Below are 20536 nucleotides of genomic sequence, written 5' to 3' on the forward strand. Positions count from 1 at the left end.
CAAGGTTAAGCTGAGACGGAAAGATTGTATACAATCTGCTGCATGGATAAGATCAGTTGGTTCTAGACCAAGGTCTTGCTTAGAGGAAACATCCTACAGATGAACTACTCTGATCCGGTGACGTTCGAAATATTAGGCGTCGTGGCCAATTACGGACAGGAGGGGTGATTCATGCTTGCTCAACTTCCACCTGCATTGCAGAGCTTGCATCTGCCGCTGAGGCTGAAGCTGTGGGACGGTAACCAGTTTGATCTTGGACCTAGTCCTCAGGTCACCATTCTGGTGAAGGAACCGCAGCTGATCAGCCAGTTGACCCACCCAAGCATGGACCAACTGGGCACCGCATTCGTCGAAGGCAAGCTGGAGCTGGAAGGCGATATCGGTGAGGCCATCCGCGTGTGCGACGAGCTGAGCGAAGCGCTGCTGGCGGATGAGGATGAAACGCCGCCGCCACGTGTGTCTCATGACAAGAGCACTGACGCCAAGGCAATCTCCTACCACTATGACGTGTCTAACGCGTTCTACCAGCTTTGGCTGGACCAGGACATGGCCTATTCTTGCGCCTACTTCCGTGAGCCGGACAATACGCTCGACCAGGCGCAGCAGGACAAGTTTGACCACCTGTGCCGCAAGCTGCGTCTGGATGCCGGTGACTACCTGCTCGATGTTGGCTGTGGCTGGGGCGGGCTGGCGCGGTTCGCTGCCCGTGAATATGGCGCCAAGGTGTTCGGCATTACCCTGAGCAAGGAGCAATTGAAGCTCGGCCGCAAGCGTGTGCAAGCGGAAGGGCTTGCCGACAAGGTTGACCTGCAGATTCTCGATTACCGCGATCTGCCTCAGGATGGTCGCTTCGACAAGGTTGTCAGCGTGGGTATGTTCGAGCATGTCGGGCATGCCAACCTGGCGCTGTACTGCCAGAAGCTGTTCGGGGCGGTGAGGGAAGGGGGAGTGGTGATGAACCACGGCATCACTGCCAAGCACGTCGATGGCCGACCAGTCGGGCGCGGGGCCGGTGAGTTCATCGATCGCTATGTATTCCCCCACGGCGAACTGCCGCACCTGTCGATGATCAGCGCCAGTATCTGTGAAGCCGGGCTTGAGGTGGTGGACGTGGAGAGCCTGCGCCTGCACTACGCCAAAACCTTGCACCACTGGAGCGAGAACCTGGAGAACCAGTTGCACAAGGCTGCAGCGCTGGTGCCTGAGAAGACCCTGCGGATCTGGCGTTTGTACTTGGCCGGGTGTGCCTACGCCTTTCAGAAGGGCTGGATCAACCTGCACCAGATATTGGCAGTGAAGCCATACGCCGACGGGCATCATGACCTGCCCTGGACGCGGGAAGACCTGTATCGCTGAAATCGCGAGTGTCACAGCCCCGATGTGGCTCTGGAGGAGTGGCCTTTATCGCGAAAGGCCGCTTTCAACGGGTGTGCTCACCCTAAAGAATCGGCGATATCAGCCGCGCAATTCGCATCCCCAATTGCTGCAGTCGATGGGTATCTTGGGTGTCTTCTGCAGTAATTTCCCGCGCGTGTTCGAAGTCTTCCTGGAGCATGTGCTCGACTTGGTCGGCGAACCCGCGATCGACTGTCAGCAGGGTAATCTCGAAGTTCAGGCGGAACGAGCGGTTGTCCAGGTTGGCACTCCCAATCGCGCTGACGTCATCATCCACCAGCACCACCTTCTGATGCAGAAACCCGGGTTGGTAACGGAACATCCGTACCCCCGCGCGCACCGCTTCGAAGGCAAACAGGCTGGAGGCGGCGTAGACGATGCGGTGGTCCGGCCGTGACGGGATCAGCACCCGCACATCGACTCCTCGTAGTACCGCCAGCCGCAAGGCGGCGAATACGGCCTCGTCAGGGATGAAGTAGGGGCTCGTGATCCACACCCTGCGGGTGGCCGAATGAATCGCCTCAAGGAAGAACAGCGAACAGGTTTCTTGTGGGTCTGCCGGGCCGCTGGCCAAGGCCTGACACAGCACGCCGTTATCCGGGTACGTATCGGGCAGGATCAGCGGCGGTAGCTGGCGCGTGGCCCAATACCAGTCCTCGGCGAACGACTCTTGCAGGCAGGCCAGTACCGGCCCGCTGATCTGTACGTGGGTGTCACGCCAGGGGGAAAGCTGTGGATGTTCACCCAGGTACTCGTCGCCCACATTGTGACCGCCGATGAAGCCGAGCAAGCCATCCACCACCACAATCTTGCGATGGTTGCGAAAGTTCACCTGGAAGCGGTTGAACCAGCCGCGACGGGTGGCGAATGCATGGATCTGCACGCCGCCGTCACGCAGCATCTGGCTGTAGCTGGCCGGCAAGGCGTGGCTGCCGACACGGTCGTACAGCACGAACACCTGCACGCCTTCGGCGGCTTTGCGTAGCAAGAGTTGCTGCAGTGCCTTGCCTAGGGTGTCGTCATGAATAATGAAGAATTGCACCAGTACCACATCGCGTGCTTTTTCGATGGCTGCGAAGATGGCATCGAAGGTGGCCTTGCCATTGATCAGCAGTTTCACCTGGTTATTTGCCAGGCATGGCATGCGACCCAGCTTGGGCATGGCGCGCAAGGCTGTGTAGCTTTCGGACTCGCGGGCGGTAAGGGCTTCTTCAACCCAGGGCCGCCAGTTGAGGTTGGCCATGGCCACGTGCATTTCCTGGTTGGCCTGGCGCCGAGCCTTGATGTAGGCATAGAACGAGCGGGCGCCGAAGATCAGGTAGGGGATCAAGGTGAGGTAGGGGATGAAGAGCAAGGGCATCGCCCACGCAATGGCGCCCTGAGCTGTTCGCACGGTGAACAGCGCATGCAGTGCGGCGACAATACCCAGCAGATGGATCAGGCCGAGTAGGTAACCAAAGAAGTAGGGGCTGTGGTAATCCATATGCATCCTGCTTGCCGAGTACACTTGAGGTAACAGAACACGTTCCCGGTCCGCCTGCAACCCGCAGACGGATTTGGCGTCTAAGGCTCAGTCCGGCCCGTTTGACCGGCTTTTTTCCAGGAGCGTTCGTCCATGAAGATTCGTCTGCCACTGTTGGCGTTGGCCCTAGGCATGAGCAGTCCGCTGGTGCAAGCCCAGATGCTGCAACCGGGGTTGTGGGAGCTGACCACCAGCAACATGCAGGTCGATGGCAAGCCTCTACCCGACATGGAATTCATGCTTGGCCAGTTGAAGAACCTGCCGCCAGAGCAGCGCGCAATGATGGAAGGGGTATTGGCCAAACAAGGGGTAAGTGTAGGTGGCAAGGGTGTGCGTTCGTGCCTGACACCAGAACAGGTGGCAACGAATGACATTCCGCTGCAGGACCCGAAATCGGGCTGCACTCAGAAGATTACCGACCGTACCGGTAACGTGTGGAAATTCCAGTTCAGCTGCCCGAAGGCACAGGGTAGTGGCCAGGCTACATTTCTCAGTGATCGGGAATTCACCACCCAGGTCAGTGGCACGTTCAACGCTTCGGGTGTGCAGCAGCAAGGCAGCATGAACACGCGTGCGGTGTGGCTAGGCAATGACTGCGGGACGGTCAAACCGCGCAGCTGAAGTCCCATTGCCACTGCCTGGTGGCAACCGCGTCGTGGGCATGCAGTCTCTGTTGCCGTTAGAGCAGCCGAGCATGGCCAGTTCCAGAAGTCGGTAGGGAAACGAATAGTTCCACGTGGAACATTTCATTTTCAACCATTGCCTCGACGCGGTTACGGCATAGCTTTTCGTCCTGAGAACGGCTGATCAAGGCAGGCGTTTTCAGCAAGCGCTCGAAGCTGATGTGCAAATAGGCAGCAGAGGAAAAACCTTCAAAACAAAGGAGGCATCAACGGCAGCCCTCGATCAAACTGCAATGCAGCTTGAAGCGCTCCCCGCTGGAACTCGATACGCGGTTCAAGGTGGTCCAGCCTACTCGGCGGCTGTATCCCACCCAGGCCTCACCATTGCTGGCCAGGCCGGAAAAAAAAGTCAACGTGCCATAGCGGCTGTTGGTTTGTGCCCATAGTCGGCGGCTGCTGAAGTCATAGCCGCGAAGGTAGAACGTGCTGCCTTCGGTGCGCACGCTGTAGTAGTTGCCTTTGCCGTCTTGGCAAGCGAGTAGCGTCGCGCTTCGCGTACAAAGGGCCAATGCACTGTTTTGCGGCATGGCTAATAGCGAGGCAGGCATGGTGAGCACCAGCAATGCCATGACGCGTGGCAGATTCATTTTCATCCCCTGTGAGCACTCGTCCGTCGAGAACCACTTGGCGAAATTGTATTGTTACTTTATAACATTGTGCAATGCATCGTTTCGAATGCGTCTGCCTGAAGGGGTTCGCCATGTCCAATCGTCTTCCCGTCACCGTGCTGTCCGGCTTTTTGGGCGCCGGCAAGAGCACGCTGCTCAACCATGTGCTGCGCAACCGCGACAAACTGCGGGTGGCGGTAATCGTCAACGATATGAGTGAAATCAACATCGATGCCAGTGAGGTGCAGCGCAATGTCAGCCTCAACCGCGCTGAAGAGAAACTGGTCGAGATGAGCAACGGCTGCATTTGCTGCACGTTGCGCGAAGACCTGCTTGAGGAGGTTGCACGGCTGGCCGAAGAGGGACGTTTCGATTATTTATTGATCGAATCCACCGGTATCTCTGAGCCACTGCCAGTGGCTGAGACCTTCACTTTCCGTGACGAGCTGGGTCGCAGTCTGTCCGATATGGCGCGACTGGACACCATGGTCACCGTGGTCGATGGCTTGAACTTCCTGCGCGACTATCAAGCAGCAGACAGCCTGGCCAGCCGTGGTGAAACGTTGGGCGAAGAAGACGAGCGGTCGATCAGTGATTTGCTGATCGAGCAGGTCGAGTTCGCAGATGTGCTGCTGCTGAGCAAGATCGACCTGATCAGCCAACATGAGCGCGAAGAACTCATCGCTATTTTGCGCAGCCTCAATGCCCGAGCGCAGATCGTACCCATGGTCATGGGCCAAGTGCCGTTGGCACGTATTCTCGACACCGGACTGTTCGACTTCGATCAGGCCGCCCAGGCACCAGGCTGGCTGCAGGAGCTGCGCGGTGAACATGTACCAGAAACAGAAGAGTACGGTATCGCGGCCATGACCTGGCAGGCCCGACGCCCGCTTCATCCACAGCGCTTTTACGACTTTATCCACAAGAACTGGGAAAACGGAAGGCTGCTGCGTTCCAAAGGGTTTTTCTGGTTGGCCAGCAAATATCAGGAAGCTGGCAGCTGGTCGCAAGCGGGCGGCATGATGCGCCATGGTCTGGCTGGCCGCTGGTGGCGCTTCGTGCCACGCGAGCAGTGGCCACAAGATGTGGATAACACGAACGCGATCTTGAAACACTGGACCGCTGAGACCGGTGACTGCCGCCAGGAATTGGTGTTTATTGGGCAGAATATCGACGTCGAAAAATTATCCACAGCCCTTGATGCATGCCTGTTGACGGATAAAGAAATGGGCTTGGGACACATGGGCTGGTTGCGTTTACCTGACCCATTTGGCCCATGGCATGAGGAAGCGGCAGCATGAACCTGGCGCACCGACCTGTGGATATCTTTCAAGTGTTTGGCGAGACGCCTCAGGTGCTGGCCGAAGTGCTGCAGGATGGCGTGAACCTGGCCGTATGGCGGCGGCGCTTGCCGGCACAACTGGAGGACTTTGCCGCATTGGTGCTCAGCCTTGGCCAGCCCTTGGCTGATCAGCGGGTAATTGATGTGGACGAGGAACAGAAGCCGGTATTGCCAGATCTGCTGCGTGAAGCGGCGGATCTGCATGGATATGAAGCGTTCGTTGCTGATGTGACCTGGTTAGTGGCGGCTTATACCTGTCTGGTTGGCGCACGACGTGTAGGTTTGCGCTTGCGCGTTCTGGACAGTCCGATGTGCCCGCGCTTCCATGTGGATAACGTACCGTTGCGCCTGCTCACCACCTATGTCGGCCCAGGTAGCGAATGGTTGCAAGAGCGGGTTAGCGGTCGTGGTGAGTTACACACAGCTCAGCCGTCTGTGGATAACATCCAACAGCTGCAAGCCGGTGAGGTGGCGATACTCAAAGGTGAAAAATGGCAGGGTAATGAAGGTGCAGGCCTGGTTCATCGGTCGCCTTCGGCACAGCAGGGGCGTTTGCTGCTCAGCCTTGACTGGCTGGCCTGACAGCGCATAGTGGGGCATCACCGCCGCCTGAAGCCACGCCATGTTGCAGAACATTCCCACCCATGTAATTGCTGGCCCGCTGGGTGCTGGCAAGACCACTTTGATCCGTCACTTGCTGGCCCAGCGCCCCGCCAACGAGCGCTGGGCGGTATTGATCAACGAGTTCGGCCTTGTCGGCCTGGATGCAGCCATACTCAGCCGTGACGAAGACGGCATCGCCATCGGCGAGGTCGCAGGCGGCTGCCTGTGCTGCGTCAATGGCATGCCGTTCCAGGTGGGCCTGGGAAGACTGCTACGCAAATCGCGGCCTGACCGGCTGTTTATCGAACCTTCCGGCCTGGGCCATCCGTTGCAGCTGCTGGCTCAGTTGCAACAAGCGCCTTGGGTTGGAGTGCTGACAATTCAGCCACTCCTGATGGTTGTGGATGCCCAGGCCATGGCTCGAAACGAGCCACTTCCAGAGGCTCAACAGCAGGCTTTCAACGCCTCTGAAAGCGTGGTTTTCAATAAGTCAGAGGCTGTGGATGAAATACATAAGTTGTTGATAAGTAATCAATTTAAAGAAAAGAGAATCATGTGGACCGTGCAGGGGCAGTTGCCTTTGTCCGGCCTCCCGACTGTATCGCCACAGATTGTTGACAGCCCATTCTTGAAAAACAGGATTGTCGACAATCCTGGAATCGCACCAGCAGCACTGTGGGCTGACCCCAGTCTACCCATTTGCCTTGTCCAGCAGGGGGAGGGCGGATGGAGTATTGGCTGGCGGTGGCATCCTGGCCAACAGTTTTATCCACAGCGGCTAAAGGCTTTCTTGTGTGCTTGGCCATGGCGACGGGCCAAAGGAGTTATCCACAGCATGGAGGGCTGGTGGTCATTCAATGGGCTGAATGGGGATATGCCCGCTTGGCAGCCCAGCGACTGGCGCAAGGACACGCGTATCGAGCTGATTTTCGATCAGCCGCAACCGCAACCCGCATTGCAAGCCGGGTTGGATGAATGTCGCGTCAGTTGATCAGTTGCGCCAGCGGTTGTGCTCCTGGCGCCATTGCTGCATCTCTATGACGTTGTCAGCGCGCGGTGGGGTCTTGATTTCGAACGGGTAGGGCGCCAGTTCAATCTGCACGCTGTGGGCGCCGAACTGGGTTGCGGTGCCGGGGTGACGTTGCTCACCCGTGACGGTGAATTCGAAGGCATAGACGCGTGCCAGGCGCTTGCGGCCATTGGCATCCCGGACAAAGGCGATGCGCTTGAGCGCTACGGCATCGTCAAGCAACTCCAGGTCGAGTTTGGCGCAATGCTGTTTGACCCGTTCCAGGGCCTTTTCACGCAACCCATGGTTGTGCCACAACCAGGCGCCTGCCGTGGCTACCAGCATCAGGACGAAGAGGTTCTCCAGGGTCAACATTTGCATATGCTCCAAACAGGTAGATCCAGCTTAACTGCGTTCCTGGCCTGTCGTACAGGTAGCAATCGAGTTCATACTGCGCTGCGCACAATCCTAGAAACAGCTTTGGAAACCTCCCGCATGAAACGTACCCCGCACCTGCTCGCCATTCAGTCCCACGTGGTGTTCGGCCACGCCGGCAACAGCGCCGCGGTATTCCCCATGCAGCGTATCGGGGTCAATGCCTGGCCCCTCAATACCGTGCAGTTCTCCAATCACACACAGTATGGCCAGTGGGCGGGTGAAGTGCTTGCCCCAGCGCAAATTCCTGCGTTGGTGGAAGGCATTTCCAACATCGGCGAGCTGGGCCACTGCGATGCAGTGCTTTCCGGCTATCTGGGCAGTGCCGAACAAGGGCGAGCGATCCTGGCCGGTGTCGAGCGGATCAAGGCGGTAAACCCAAAAGCGTTATACCTGTGCGACCCGGTCATGGGGCACCCGGAAAAGGGCTGCATCGTGCCGCCCGAAGTCAGTGAGTTCCTGCTTGACGAGGCTGCAGCCACAGCGGACATCCTGTGCCCCAACCAGTTGGAGCTGGACAGCTTCAGTGGGCGGCGCGCCCAGTCGCTGGAGGATTGCGTGAACATGGCGCGCAGCCTGCTGGAGCGTGGTCCGCAGGTTGTACTGGTCAAGCATCTGGCGTACCCCGGGCGGGCCGAAGAACAGTTCGAAATGTTGCTGGTGACCGCCGAGCAAAGCTGGCACTTGCGCCGCCCACTGTTGGCGTTTCCGCGTCAGCCGGTGGGGGTGGGTGACCTGACCTCAGGCCTGTTCCTGGCGCGTGTGCTGCTTGGCGACAGCTGGGTGCAGGCATTCGAATTCACGGCTGCGGCAGTGCATGAAGTGCTGCTGGAAACCCAGGCCTGCGCCAGCTACGAATTGCAGCTGGTACGGGCCCAGGACCGTATTGCGCACCCACGGGTGCGCTTCGAAGCGCAGTTGCTCGCGCTTTAAATGGCGTCGGTTTTCAGGTCCTGGTAGCGCTTTTCCAGCTCCTGGCGGATCTGCCGGCGCTGCTGGCCCTGCAGGAAGCGGCGCTTTTCTTCGCTGCTGTGCGGCTGGCGTGGTGGCACCGGTACCGGGCGGCGGTTGTCGTCGACCGCGACCATGGTGAAGAAGCAGCTGTTGGAATGGCGCACCGAGCGCTCGCGAATGTTCTCGGTCACGACTTTGATGCCAACTTCCATCGAAGTGTTGCCGGTGTAGTTGACCGACGCAAGGAAGGTCACCAGTTCACCCACGTGCACGGGTTCACGGAAGATCACCTGGTCGACCGACAGGGTCACCACATAACTGCCGGCGTAACGGCTGGCGCATGCATAAGCCACTTCGTCGAGGTACTTGAGCAGGGTGCCGCCATGTACGTTGCCAGAAAAGTTGGCCATGTCCGGGGTCATCAGGACGGTCATGCTCAGCTGGGCGTTTCCAGGTTCCATAGTGTGCTCACGGTGAGGTTGCGCTGAATCGGGCGAATGGAGGGCGCTATCTGCTGACACTTCTGTTCCCCTCTTTGAATTTGCCTTGCTGATACGGGACGTTGGCCGGCGCGCTGTCGTCACGCTGATCATGCCATCACGAGCGCTTTTCCAGCCGATCTGTTTCTGCATATTGCACCGACTTTTAGCGGCGGGGTGCGATGTTAACCTGAGTACGCCCATGCAACATGGGCGTTGCTGCATTCAATGCAGTATGTACTTGCTGCTCGCTCAGGTTTGCCTCGGCAGGAGCGGTCTGACCAGGCATCCCAAAAAAGACGAGATAAGGAGTATCACGCCATGCATGCCATCAGCTTCATCCAGGACCTGGCAGTCATCATGCTGATCGCTGGCGTCGTCACCATTCTTTTTCACCGCCTAAAGCAGCCGGTGGTGCTGGGCTACATTGTCGCCGGCTTCATCATTGGCCCACATACTCCCCCGTTCGGCCTTATTCATGACGAAGAAACCATCAAGATCCTCGCTGAACTGGGCGTGATATTCCTCATGTTCTGTCTGGGGCTCGAGTTCAGCCTGCGCAAGCTGTTCAAGGTCGGTGCCACGGCGTTCATCGCAGCGTTCCTGGAAATCGTCCTGATGATCTGGATCGGCTTCGAGATTGGCCGCTGGTTTGGCTGGAGCACCATGGATTCACTGTTCCTGGGCGCCATCCTGGCCATTTCCTCCACCACCATCATCGTCAAGGCGCTCAACGACTTGAAGATGAAGAACGAGCGCTTTGCCCAGCTGATCTTCGGCGTGCTGATCGTCGAGGACATTCTGGGTATCGGAATCATTGCCCTGCTGTCGGGCATTGCGGTCAGCGGCACGGTCAGCTCGGGCGAAGTGTTCTCCACTGTCGGCAAGCTGTCGCTGTTCATGATCGTCGCCTTGGTCATCGGTATTTTGCTGGTGCCGCGGTTACTGGCCTATGTCGCCAAGTTCGAAAGCAACGAAATGTTGCTGATCACTGTTCTGGGCCTGTGTTTCGGCTTCTGCCTGCTGGTTGTGAAGCTGGAGTACAGCATGGTGCTAGGCGCTTTCCTGATTGGCGCGATCATGGCCGAATCACGCCAGTTGCTGAAGATCGAACGCCTGATCGAGCCTGTACGCGACCTGTTCAGTGCCATCTTCTTCGTCGCCATCGGCCTGATGATCGACCCTCAGGTACTGATCGACTATGCCTGGCCTATCGTTGTCATCACCCTGGCGGTGGTGCTGGGCAAAATGCTGTCTTGCGGCATGGGGGCGTTCATTGCCGGCAATGACGGGCGGACGTCTTTGCGCGTAGGCATGGGGCTTTCGCAGATTGGCGAGTTCTCCTTCATCATTGCCGCGCTGGGCATGACCCTGCAGGTGACCAGCGACTTCCTTTACCCGGTGGCGGTGGCGGTATCGGCAATCACTACGTTGCTGACACCCTATCTGATCCGCGCGGCTGACCCGTTGTCGCAGAAACTGGGCAATGTGGTGCCCGCCCGCCTCGCACGCGTGTTGTCGTTGTATGGCGAGTGGTTACGCAACATCCAGCCGCAGGGCGAGAGTGCCATGCTGGCGGCGATGATCCGGCGCATCCTGTTGCAGGTGGGGGTGAACCTGGCGCTGGTGATCGCCATCTTCTTCAGTGGCGGTTATTTTGCAGGGCGTATCGGCAATTGGCTCAGCGAGTGGGTCAGCGATGTCAGCCAGCAGAAGGCCGTCATTTGGGGGGCAGCTTTGTTGCTGTCACTGCCATTCCTGATCGCCGCGTACCGCAAGCTAAAAGCACTCTCGATGCTGCTGGCAGAGATGGGCGTGAAGCCGGAAATGGCCGGGCGACATACCCAGCGCGTGCGCCGTGTGATCGCCGAAGTGATCCCGCTGTTGTCGCTGCTGGTGATTTTCCTGCTGCTGTCGGCATTGTCCGCCAGCATTCTGCCCACCAGCGAATTGCTGCTGGTGATTGCCGTGGTAGCTGCGGTGGTGGTGGCGTTGTTGTGGCGCTGGTTTATCCGCGTGCACACGCGCATGCAGATCGCGTTGCTGGAGACGCTGGAGAACAGTCGCGAGAACTCGCACTGAGGGGGTTACGCCCTGGGCAAGGTATCCCGTCCGCCCGAAGATATGGGGCTATAGCGATGTCGCCAGGCGCAGAAGGCCTGGCGATTTTAACGACCTTGAGGCGCTCAGATGTCATTGTTACTGACTCAGATCGCGAGCTTCTCTATAGGTGCTAGCGATCAGCTCTCCAGCCAAACATCTCGCGCCCAGTGCCACACCGATTCCCAACTGTCTTCGCCGACAATTTCCTCTTCGGCATCCCACAGCACCACGGTGCCGTCCTCTTCGACGCAATAGTAATTGTCGCCGTCCTGGCACAGCGGAATCAGGTCACGCGGTACGCCGGCATCCCAGGCGTTGGAGGCCACATCTGGCAGGTAGGTGTGCGACTGCGGATCAGTGACAGTAACAGGCTCAAGAGAGCCATAAACCACATCACTTACGGTCAGCAGAAACTCTTTGAACACGAATGGAATATTGATGAACAGCTGTTCTTCGATCTCTACCAGCTGGTCTTCGTCGGGAAGCTCCAGGGGCACCGGTACCGGCTCATTCGCTTCACGGAGTTGTTCGATCACTTCTTCCACGGTTCACTTCCTCTAACCTAGATGACAACGCTGCGCCTTATACCCTAGTAGCCCACTTTGGCAAAAGCAAAAACCCCGGGCAAGCCCGGGGTTCTCTGTTTAGCACGCAGCGGTTAGCCGTTTTGACGGATACCGGCTACCAGCCAAGGCTGGTTCTCGCCTTGGGCGCGAACCATGTGCCAGCTTTCGCTGAACACTTCGCCCTGGTCGAAGCGCGAATTCTTCGACACGCCACGGAAGGTCAGGGTAGCGTCGGTGCGGTCGGCGCGGTCATCGACACCGTCCAGTTGCACTTCCAGGTTATCGATGTAGGTAGACTGGAAGCCATCACCCAGCTCAGCACGCTCACGCTTGAGGAACTCAAGCATTTGCGGGGTAACGAACTCGCTGATCTTGTCCATTTCATTGGCATCCCAGTGCTGCTGCAGCGACTGGAAGTGGTTACGGGCTGCCGCCAGGAAGCTCTGCTCGTTGAACCAGGCCGGCGCGTTGATCACCGGTGCGGCTGTGGCAGCAGGTGCGGCCGAACCACCGAAAATCGACGGCTGCGCAGGCTGCGCGTGAGCCTCACGCTGCATCGGCGCATGGCCTGGCATGGCCATTTGTGGCTGCTGCTGGCGACGTCGCGCGGCAATGAAGCGGAACACGAGGAAGGCGATGAGCGCCACGATCAGGAAGTCCATGATCTGGAAGCCTTCGAAACCGTCGCCCATGAACATGGAAGCCAGCAGGCCACCGGCGGCGAGGCCGGCCAGTGGGCCCAACCAGCGCGAAGCACCGCTGGCAGCAGCCGGTGCACGGCCAGGTGCGGTCGGCGCGGCAGCAGGCGTGGTTGGCGTAGCCTGGCGGGTCTGGTGGATAGGCGCGGAGCCCGAGCTCTTGCCGCCGCCGAAACGCTTGGCGCTGGCGTCCAGGCTCAGCGTCAGGCCGACGCAGAGCGCCAGTGCGATGCTAAGAAAACGTTGCATAAGTGGGATATCCCCTGTTGTGGATTGCACGCGCGTCATGGTGCACAGGTTCCCGGGCACATGACCAGCGACATAGTGTTTCGAGCTTTTGCCTGATGTTACAAAGTTGGCAGGCCAGACCCTTGTGCGCTTTAGACAGCCTCGAGCTTGGCATACCCCAGCATCAGCCATTTGCTACCTTCGGCAAAATTCACCTGCACCCGCGCCTGAGCGCCAGAACCCTCGAAGTTGAGGATCACACCTTCGCCGAATACCGCATGCTGCACACGCTGGCCAAGGTTGAACGCGGTCTGCGGAATGCTGGCATTGGCGAACAGGTTGCTGTTGGTGGCCGTCTTGGCCCCGCCGAACGGGCGGCTGACGCTGTTGGACAGGCGTACTTCCTGAACCAGGCCTGCCGGAATTTCACGCACGAAACGCGAAACCTTGTTGTAAGTCTCGCTGCCATAAAGGCGGCGTGTTTCGGCGTAGGTCATGACCAGCTGGCGCATGGCGCGGGTGATGCCTACATAGGCCAGGCGTCGCTCCTCTTCCAGGCGGCCGGGTTCTTCCAGGCTCATCTTGTGCGGGAACAAGCCTTCTTCCATGCCCACCAGGAACACATATGGGAACTCAAGGCCTTTGGCGCTGTGCAGGGTCATCAGCTGGATGCTGTCTTCATGCTCATCAGCCTGTGTATCGCCAGCTTCGAGTGAGGCATGGCCAAGGAAGGCCGAGAGCGGGGAAAGGTCGGCGTCTTCGTCGGTGGACTCGAAGTTGCGTGCCGCACTGACCAGTTCCTCAAGGTTTTCTACCCGTGCCTGGCCCTTTTCACCCTTTTCTTCCTGGTGATAGGTGATCAGGCCGGACTGTTCGATGGTGGTCTGGGTCATGGTATGCAGCGGCATGTCCACAACTTTGGCGGCCAGCCCCTCGATCAGCTCGATAAAGGCCCCCAGGGCACTGGCGGCGCGGCCTTTGAGGGCCTTGGCGGCGAGCAGCTGGCACATGGCCTCCCACATGGACAGCTGGCTGTGACGGGCGTGCTCGCGGATGGCTTCGACGGTTTTTTCGCCAATACCGCGCGGCGGCACGTTGATCACCCGCTCCAGAGCGGCATCGTTGCCACGCCCTTCGATCAGGCGCAGGTAAGCCATGGCATTCTTGATTTCGGCGCGCTCGAAGAAGCGCTGGCCGCCATAGATGCGGTAGGGGATGCGCTCGCGTAGCAGGGCCTCTTCCAGCACGCGCGACTGGGCGTTGGAACGGTACAGGATGGCGATCTCGTTGCGCGCATTGCCCTGCTTGACCAGGCTCTCGATGGTTTCCACGACATAGCGCGCTTCGTCGTGCTCGTTGTAGGCCGCGTACAGGGTCAGTGGTTCGCCTTCGCCCATGTCGGTCCACAGTTCCTTGCCCAGGCGCCCGCTGTTGTTGGCGATCAGCGCGTTGGCCGCCTTGAGGATGCCGCCGGTGGAGCGGTAGTTCTGCTCCAGCCGGATCATTTCGGCGTCGGGGAAGTCGGCGGTGTACTGGTGAATGTTTTCGATCTTGGCGCCGCGCCAGCCGTAGATCGACTGGTCGTCATCGCCTACCGCCATCAGGCTGTCGCCACCGCGTGCCAGCAGGCGCAACCAGGCGTACTGCACGGCGTTGGTATCCTGGAACTCGTCCACCAGCACGTGGCGGAAGCGTCGCTGATAGTGCTCCAGCAGGCCCGGGTGGTCACGCCACAGGTCCAGGGCGCGAAGCAGCAGCTCGGAGAAATCGATGACACCGGCGCGCTCGCAAGCCTGCTCGTAGGCCGTATAGACCTCGCGCATGGTCGCCAGGAACAGGTCGCCCCCCGCCTGGATATGCTGCGGGCGCAGGCCTTCGTCTTTCTGCCCGTTGATGAACCACTGGGCCTGGCGTGCCGGCCACTTCTGCTCGTCCAGGCCCAACTCGCGCATGACCCGCTTGATCAGGCGCTGCTGGTCGTCGCTGTCGAGGATCTGGAAGTTCTGCACCAGCCGCGCTTCCTGCCAGTGGGCCCGCAACAGGCGATGGGCCAGGCCGTGGAAGGTGCCGACCCACATGCCTGCCGGGTTGATGCCCAGCAGTTGCTCGATCCGCTGGCGCATTTCTGCTGCGGCCTTGTTGGTGAACGTCACCGACAGGATCGAGTGCGGCGACGCCTGCTCGACCTGGATCAGCCAGGCGATGCGGTGTACCAGCACGCGGGTTTTACCGGAACCGGCGCCGGCAAGCACCAGTTGACGCCCGAGCGTGGCCGCTACGGCCTGGCGTTGGGCATCGTTGAGGGAATTCAGCAGGAGAGAGAGGTCGTCTGTGCGCATCGGGCCATTCTAGGGCGATGCCGGGTAAGGGGCAAATATCTACTGTATGAATATTCACCTGGCGGCATCCCGCTCATCGGTCCGGGGCCAGGTCACGGCCTGCGCAAGCTGGCTGAGGCATGGTCAGGCGATGGCCTTCACGTTATGGATTTCGCACCTTCGAACTTCATCTGCTGCTGTTTCAGATTAAGGGTCGCGCCATCGCGCAGGTCATTCAGCCATGCCAATGCCTGCCATGCCTGGCGAGCAGGCTGTTGGCTTGTTCGGGCCCGAAACTGCCAGCCGGGTAGGGGCGGGGCGCCTGGAAGTGCTCTTCACAGCCTTTGATGATTGGATCTACCCAAGCCCAGGCTGCTTCCACTTCATCGCGGCGCATGAACAGTGTCGAATCACCTTCGAGCACATCCAGCAGCAGGCGCTCGTAGGCTTCCCAGCGGCGAGTCTGGCTGAACACCTGGGCCAGATTAAGGTCCAGGTCCACGGGTTCCAGGCGCATGCCCTTGCCTGGGCTCTTGGTCATCATGCGCAGGCTGATGCGTTCGTCCGGTTGCAGCTGTATCAGCAACTGGTTGACCTGGCCGCCGCTGAACAGTTCGTGAGGCACTGGCTTGAACTGGATGACGATCTGCGAAGCGCGCCGCGCCATGCGTTTGCCGGTGCGCAGATAGAAAGGCACGCCCGCCCAGCGCCAGTTGTCGATATGCGCCTCGATGGCAACGAAAGTTTCGGTATCGCTGTCGTTGTCGACGTCCTTTTCAAAGTAGTAGGCCGGCACTTCCTGGCCGCCGATACGCCCGGCACCATATTGGCCACGTACCGTCTTGTCCTGCACATCCTGGCCGGTGATCGGCTTGAGGGCGCGCAGGATTTTCACCTTTTCGTCGCGTACCGCCTCTGCCTCGAATTGCGCGGGTGGCTCCATGGCCACCAGGCACAGCAGTTGCAGCAGGTGGTTCTGCAGCATGTCGCGAATAGCCCCGGCGCGATCATAGTAGGCACCGCGGTTTTCTACGCCCAGTGTCTCGCAAACGCTGATCTGGACATGGTCGACCTGGTTGTTGCGCCACACCGGCTCCAGCAGGGCATTGGCAAAACGCAGGGCCATCAGGTTCTGCACGGTTTCCTTGCCCAGGTAGTGGTCGATGCGGAACACCTGTCTTTCTTCGAACACCGTGCCAATCGCTTCATTGATGGCTGTGGCCGATTCCAGCGAATGACCGATCGGTTTTTCCAGCACGATGCGCGCTTCGGTGTCGGCCAGCCCGGCAATGCGCAGGTGGTTGGCAATTGGCACGAACAGGTTGGGGGCGGTGGCCAGGTAGAAGATGCGCGTCAGCCCGCCGGGTTCACCCAGGTAGCGTGCCAGGCGGCCAAAATCGGCGCTCTGTGAAGCATCCATCGGGAAGTAGTCGACCCGTGCGGAAAACCGCTGCCATACCTCTTCGTCGAAGTCGCTGCGGGCAATCTGCGCCCGACAATGGCGTTCGGCGAGCTTGAGATAGTCGATGCGTGGCAGGTTGCGTCTGGCCAGTGCGATGACCCGCACGGCAGGGTTCAGACGGGCCTCGCGAAACAGGTGGTAGAGCGCCGGAAGCAATTTGTGCAGGGCAAGATCACCGGTGCCGCCGAAGACCAGAATGTCGCAAGGAATAGTCAAACCACCACTCTCCACGTTCGTTTAACTGGGCGGGTTGGCGTCCATGTAGTATAACTACAAGAAAGCTACAACCCGGCAAGCCGATCATAACCGAGTCCCGCCTGTGAATCTGTTGCAACATATCGCCCAATCGCGCCACCTGCTGCGCAAATCGGAACTGAAAGTGGCCGACCACGTGCTGCTCGACCCGGCTGCCGTCATGCACAGCTCCATGGCCGATTTGGCGCACAGCGTGGGTATCAGTGAGCCGACCATCGTGCGTTTCTGCCGGGCCATTGGCTGCTCGGGCTTCCAGGACCTGAAGCTGAAACTGGCGCAAAGCCTGGCTGCCGGGGCCAGCTTCGGGCAGTTCGCCATCCACGAAGACGATTCGGTCGCTGACTACAGCCTGAAGATCTTCGACACCACCCTGCACACCCTGATGGAAGTGCGCGAGCACCTTGATCCGCAGGCGCTGCAACAAGCCGTGAGCGCCATGGCCCAGGCGCAGCGGGTAGAGTTCTACGGCTTTGGCGCGTCCGGTGCGGTTGCCGCCGATGCCCAGCACAAGTTCTTCCGCCTGCTGCTCAGCGCGGCAGCGTATTCCGACCCGCACATGCAAGCGATGTCGGCCGTTACCCTGAAGCCGGGCGATGTGGCTGTGTGTATTTCCCAGTCGGGCCGTTCCAAGGACCTGCTGATCACTGCCAACCTGGTGCGTGAGAGCGGCGCAAACCTGATTACCCTGTGCCCCAGCCAGACGCCGCTGGCCGAGCTATCGACAGTCAACCTGGCGATCGACGTGCATGAAGACACCGAGATCTACACCCCACTGACCTCGCGTATTGCCCACCTGGTGGTGATCGACGTGCTGGCGATGGGCGTTGCCATGGCGCGCGGGCCTAGCCTGGTCAACCACCTGAAGAGCGTGAAACGCAGCCTGCGCAGCTTGCGTCTGTCGCCCAAATCGATCAAGGCTACAGACGACTGAATTCAACTGTACTGGCCTGTTCGCGGGCTTGCCCGCTCCCAGAGGTACTGTGCACCTCTGTAGATCGGTGCAATTCCTGGGGAGCGGGCAAGCCCCCGAACAGACCGGCACAGGCAGTGAAAATTCACGATTCTGTCACCATTCCACCGCCAAACGGTAAACCATCAAGGTCAGTCTGAAACTCCCGCATACTATCTGGGAGACAGGCAATGGCTCGTGACTTCGACGGTACGTACCAACCCAACGCCAAGGCTCGCAAGCAGCAGGAAAAAGATCAGCGTCGTATGGAATACCGCCGCGCGATCGAGAGCTATTGCGACCAACGTCAACTGCTCCGCGACCTGGCGGACTACCCCGAGCTGCAAGCACTCACGGTATGGCAGTCGTCGGCGGCAACTTCCCAGAAAAACGTTCAACAAGCGCGCTGATAAGAGCACGTTCGCCGCGTATGAATGCAAGAAACGCCAAGGCCACCGGCGACTGCCGCTTGGCCTTGGCCTGCACCACGCACCAGCTACGGTACAGCGGTAGCTCCTCGACCGGTAATTCCTTCAGCATCCCGGTAGCCAGCTCCAGGTTGACTGCGTGACGGGTCAACAGGGCGATCCCCAGCCCGGCGATCACGCATTCGCGCTGGGCGTCGGCCGAGGCTACTTCAAGCGTTTGGGCGAAATGCACACGCTTATCCTTGAAGTACTCTTCGCACGCCTTGCGTGTTCCCGAACCTTGCTCGCGGACCAGCAGGGTATGAGGCTCCAAGTCCTGCATGCGCAACTGCTCCAGCTTGCACAGCGGGTGCTGTGGCGGCGCAACCGCAACGATCGGGTTGTTGAGGAACGGCAGAAACTCCAGGCCCATGTCTTGCGGCACCATCGACATGATGATCAGGTCGTCGCGGTTATCGGAAAGGCGGCGGATGGCTTGGGCACGGTTGACTACCGTCAGGGTCAGGTTGACTTCCGGGTGACGCTGCTTGAAGGCGGCGAACAGGTGTGGCACGAAGTACTTGGCACTGGACTCGATCGCCAGTTTCAACTGACCCTGCAGTGAGCCCTGCATGTCCGACAGCTGCATGTCCAGGCTTTCCAGGCGCCCGAAGATATCGTGGCTGGCGCGCTGCAAGGCCTCGGCCGCCTCGGTCAGGTAGAGCTTCTTGCCGACGTACTCGAACAATGGCTGGCCGATCAGCTCTTCAAGCTGGCGGATCTGTAGACTAACGGCGGGTTGCGTCAACGCCATCTCCTCCGCAGCACGGCTGTACGACCGCAAATCGCACACCTCGTTAAAGATCTGGAGTTGACGCAATGTCATACGCATCAAGGACTTACGCATTTTAATCAGCTCTTCGGCAACACCTTGTTACCCAACTATAAGCTTTTGCTAATACAGCCTCTAACAAATATTGATTTTTGTTTATCGACCTACAGCGCTAGGGTGAATACGCGACTGGCCAGCAACGTCTGGTCACGCGCCGACCGGTAGAACCGGCTCGACTGTTCCTACGGCTTTGGGAAGACTCCAGTGATAAAAAAAATCCTGATCGCCAACCGAGGTGAAATCGCAGTTCGGATCGTGCGTGCTTGCGCCGAGATGGGCATTCGCTCGGTAGCGATCTTTTCCGACGCCGACCGGCATGCCTTGCACGTCAAGCGCGCTGACGAAGCACACAGCATCGGTGCCGAGCCGCTGGCCGGTTATCTGAACCCGCGCAAGCTGGTGAACCTGGCTGTGGAAACCGGCTGTGATGCCCTGCACCCGGGCTATGGTTTCCTTTCGGAAAACGCTGAACTGGCAGAAATTTGCGCCGAGCGCGGGATCAAGTTCATTGGCCCGGCCGCCGACGTGATTCGCCGTATGGGCGACAAGACCGAAGCGCGCCGCACCATGATCGCCGCCGGTGTGCCGGTAACCCCGGGCACCGAAGGCAACGTTGCCGATATTCATGAAGCCCTGAGCGAAGGTGACCGCATCGGTTATCCGGTGATGCTCAAGGCCACCTCCGGTGGTGGCGGCCGCGGTATTCGCCGTTGCAATAGCCGCGAAGAACTGGAACAGAACTTCCCGCGGGTCATTTCCGAGGCGACCAAGGCATTCGGTTCGGCCGAAGTGTTCCTGGAGAAATGCATCGTCAACCCGAAGCACATCGAGGCGCAAATTCTCGGTGACAGCTTCGGTAACGTAGTGCACCTGTTCGAGCGCGACTGCTCTATCCAGCGTCGTAACCAGAAGCTAATCGAAATTGCCCCGAGCCCACAGCTCACTCCTGAGCAGCGCGCCTACATCGGCGACCTGGCGGTGCGTGCGGCCAAAGCGGTGAATTACGAGAACGCCGGTACCGTGGAGTTCCTGCTCGCCGATGGCGAAGTGTACTTCATGGAAATGAACACCCGGGTGCAGGTGGAACACACCATTACCGAGGAAATCACCGGTATCGACATCGTTCGTGAGCAGATCCGCATCGCCTCGGGGCTGCCACTGTCGGTCAAGCAGGAAGACATTCAGCACCGCGGCTACGCCTTGCAGTTCCGTATCAATGCTGAAGATCCGAAAAACAACTTCCTGCCCAGCTTCGGCAAGATCACCCGTTACTACGCCCCCGGCGGCCCGGGCGTGCGCACCGACACGGCGATCTACACCGGCTATACCATTCCACCGTTCTACGACTCCATGTGCCTGAAACTGGTGGTGTGGGCGTTGACCTGGGAAGAAGCCATGGACCGCGGCCTGCGGGCCCTGGACGACATGCGCGTGCAAGGGGTGAAGACCACCGCCGCGTACTACCAGGAAATCCTGCGCAATCCGGAATTCCGTAGCGGCCAGTTCAATACCAGCTTTGTCGAAAGCCACCCTGAATTGACCAACTACTCGATCAAGCGCAAACCCGAAGAGCTGGCCCTGGCCATCGCCGCCGCCATTGCCGCCCACGCAGGCCTGTGAGGAACCCT

General features: G+C 59.4%; 19 protein-coding genes. 10 read left to right on the forward strand and 9 right to left on the reverse strand.

Annotated elements, in window-relative coordinates:
• Positions 1-171: 171 nt before the first annotated feature.
• Positions 172-1356 carry a C17 cyclopropane fatty acid synthase CfaB gene (gene cfaB, locus QYE47_RS00815; protein WP_014589176.1) on the forward strand — a complete coding sequence of 395 codons (1185 nt, stop codon included), beginning with the start codon at positions 172-174 and terminating at the stop codon, positions 1354-1356.
• A gap of 82 nt (positions 1357-1438) precedes the next feature.
• Here the strand turns inward: cfaB and cls are convergent, their stop codons facing one another.
• Entirely contained in the window at positions 1439-2878 is a 1440-nt protein-coding gene (gene cls, locus QYE47_RS00820) for a cardiolipin synthase (RefSeq protein ID WP_014589175.1), read from the reverse strand.
• A gap of 132 nt (positions 2879-3010) precedes the next feature.
• Here cls and QYE47_RS00825 point away from each other — a divergent pair, with 132 nt between their 5' ends.
• Positions 3011-3538 carry a DUF3617 domain-containing protein gene (locus QYE47_RS00825; RefSeq protein WP_003253248.1) on the forward strand — a complete coding sequence of 176 codons (528 nt, stop codon included), beginning with the start codon at positions 3011-3013 and terminating at the stop codon, positions 3536-3538.
• A 268-nt stretch (positions 3539-3806) separates the two neighbouring features.
• Here QYE47_RS00825 and QYE47_RS00830 read toward each other — a convergent pair whose 3' ends face one another.
• Entirely contained in the window at positions 3807-4187 is a 381-nt protein-coding gene (locus tag QYE47_RS00830; RefSeq protein ID WP_019437631.1) for a hypothetical protein, read from the reverse strand.
• A gap of 113 nt (positions 4188-4300) precedes the next feature.
• Here QYE47_RS00830 and zigA point away from each other — a divergent pair, with 113 nt between their 5' ends.
• From zigA to QYE47_RS00845, 3 genes are read left to right on the forward strand one after another with little or no spacing between them, the layout of a single operon-like run.
• Positions 4301-5509, forward strand: a complete 1209-nt coding sequence (zigA, locus tag QYE47_RS00835) for a zinc metallochaperone GTPase ZigA (RefSeq protein ID WP_041166809.1) — start codon at positions 4301-4303, stop codon at positions 5507-5509.
• A complete protein-coding gene (locus tag QYE47_RS00840) occupies positions 5506-6132 on the forward strand; it encodes a DUF1826 domain-containing protein (RefSeq protein WP_014589171.1) in 627 nt (208 codons plus the stop codon). Before zigA ends, QYE47_RS00840 begins: the two co-directional genes overlap by 4 nt.
• Positions 6133-6172: 40 nt before the next feature.
• Positions 6173-7144 carry a GTP-binding protein gene (locus QYE47_RS00845; RefSeq protein WP_070384457.1) on the forward strand — a complete coding sequence of 324 codons (972 nt, stop codon included), beginning with the start codon at positions 6173-6175 and terminating at the stop codon, positions 7142-7144.
• On the opposite strand, the gene QYE47_RS00850 is transcribed toward QYE47_RS00845, so the two are convergent.
• The gene (locus QYE47_RS00850; protein WP_003253259.1) at positions 7145-7537 is read right to left on the reverse strand and encodes a DUF3301 domain-containing protein; all 393 of its coding nucleotides are present in this window, start codon (positions 7535-7537) and stop codon (positions 7145-7147) included.
• 120 nt (positions 7538-7657) lie between these two features.
• Between QYE47_RS00850 and pdxY the strand changes: the two genes are divergently transcribed.
• On the forward strand, positions 7658-8530 hold the full coding sequence (gene pdxY, locus QYE47_RS00855) for a pyridoxal kinase PdxY (protein WP_014589169.1): 873 nt from the start codon (positions 7658-7660) through the stop codon (positions 8528-8530).
• Here the strand turns inward: pdxY and QYE47_RS00860 are convergent.
• Positions 8527-9012: an acyl-CoA thioesterase gene (locus QYE47_RS00860; RefSeq protein ID WP_003253263.1), complete on the reverse strand. Its 486-nt coding sequence runs from the start codon at positions 9010-9012 to the stop codon at positions 8527-8529. The two genes, pdxY and QYE47_RS00860, sit on opposite strands and share 4 nt — an antisense overlap.
• A 339-nt stretch (positions 9013-9351) precedes the next feature.
• Here QYE47_RS00860 and QYE47_RS00865 point away from each other — a divergent pair, with 339 nt between their 5' ends.
• Positions 9352-11112 carry a cation:proton antiporter gene (locus tag QYE47_RS00865; protein WP_014589168.1) on the forward strand — a complete coding sequence of 587 codons (1761 nt, stop codon included), beginning with the start codon at positions 9352-9354 and terminating at the stop codon, positions 11110-11112.
• Positions 11113-11270: 158 nt separating this feature from the next.
• Here QYE47_RS00865 and QYE47_RS00870 read toward each other — a convergent pair whose 3' ends face one another.
• From QYE47_RS00870 to zwf, 4 genes are all read right to left on the reverse strand, one after another.
• Positions 11271-11678: an SMI1/KNR4 family protein gene (locus tag QYE47_RS00870; RefSeq protein ID WP_003253266.1), complete on the reverse strand. Its 408-nt coding sequence runs from the start codon at positions 11676-11678 to the stop codon at positions 11271-11273.
• A gap of 113 nt (positions 11679-11791) precedes the next feature.
• Entirely contained in the window at positions 11792-12646 is an 855-nt protein-coding gene (locus tag QYE47_RS00875) for a TIM44-like domain-containing protein (protein WP_014589167.1), read from the reverse strand.
• Between the two features lie 131 nt (positions 12647-12777).
• A complete protein-coding gene (gene uvrD / locus QYE47_RS00880) occupies positions 12778-14964 on the reverse strand; it encodes a DNA helicase II (protein WP_004575197.1) in 2187 nt (728 codons plus the stop codon).
• Positions 14965-15178: 214 nt separating this feature from the next.
• Positions 15179-16621 (reverse strand): glucose-6-phosphate dehydrogenase, encoded by a 1443-nt coding sequence (zwf, locus tag QYE47_RS00885; protein WP_003253271.1) that lies wholly within the window; start codon positions 16619-16621, stop codon positions 15179-15181.
• Positions 16622-16724: 103 nt separating this feature from the next.
• Between zwf and hexR the strand changes: the two genes are divergently transcribed.
• Together hexR and QYE47_RS00895 are read left to right on the forward strand one after the other, a co-directional pair.
• Positions 16725-17591: a transcriptional regulator HexR gene (gene hexR, locus QYE47_RS00890; RefSeq protein WP_003253273.1), complete on the forward strand. Its 867-nt coding sequence runs from the start codon at positions 16725-16727 to the stop codon at positions 17589-17591.
• Positions 17592-17800: 209 nt separating this feature from the next.
• Positions 17801-18019 carry a PA3496 family putative envelope integrity protein gene (locus QYE47_RS00895; RefSeq protein WP_080557752.1) on the forward strand — a complete coding sequence of 73 codons (219 nt, stop codon included), beginning with the start codon at positions 17801-17803 and terminating at the stop codon, positions 18017-18019.
• Here the strand turns inward: QYE47_RS00895 and QYE47_RS00900 are convergent.
• Complete coding sequence (locus QYE47_RS00900; protein WP_010955834.1) at positions 17961-18923, reverse strand: LysR substrate-binding domain-containing protein; 963 nt, start codon at positions 18921-18923, stop codon at positions 17961-17963. The two genes, QYE47_RS00895 and QYE47_RS00900, sit on opposite strands and share 59 nt — an antisense overlap.
• A gap of 189 nt (positions 18924-19112) precedes the next feature.
• Here QYE47_RS00900 and QYE47_RS00905 point away from each other — a divergent pair, with 189 nt between their 5' ends.
• Complete coding sequence (locus QYE47_RS00905; RefSeq protein ID WP_003253279.1) at positions 19113-20528, forward strand: acetyl-CoA carboxylase biotin carboxylase subunit; 1416 nt, start codon at positions 19113-19115, stop codon at positions 20526-20528.
• Positions 20529-20536 lie beyond the last annotated feature (8 nt).

Origin of the sequence: Pseudomonas sp. 2,4-D, assembly GCF_030418155.1 — a bacterium.
Classification (GTDB): domain Bacteria; phylum Pseudomonadota; class Gammaproteobacteria; order Pseudomonadales; family Pseudomonadaceae; genus Aquipseudomonas; species Aquipseudomonas alloputida.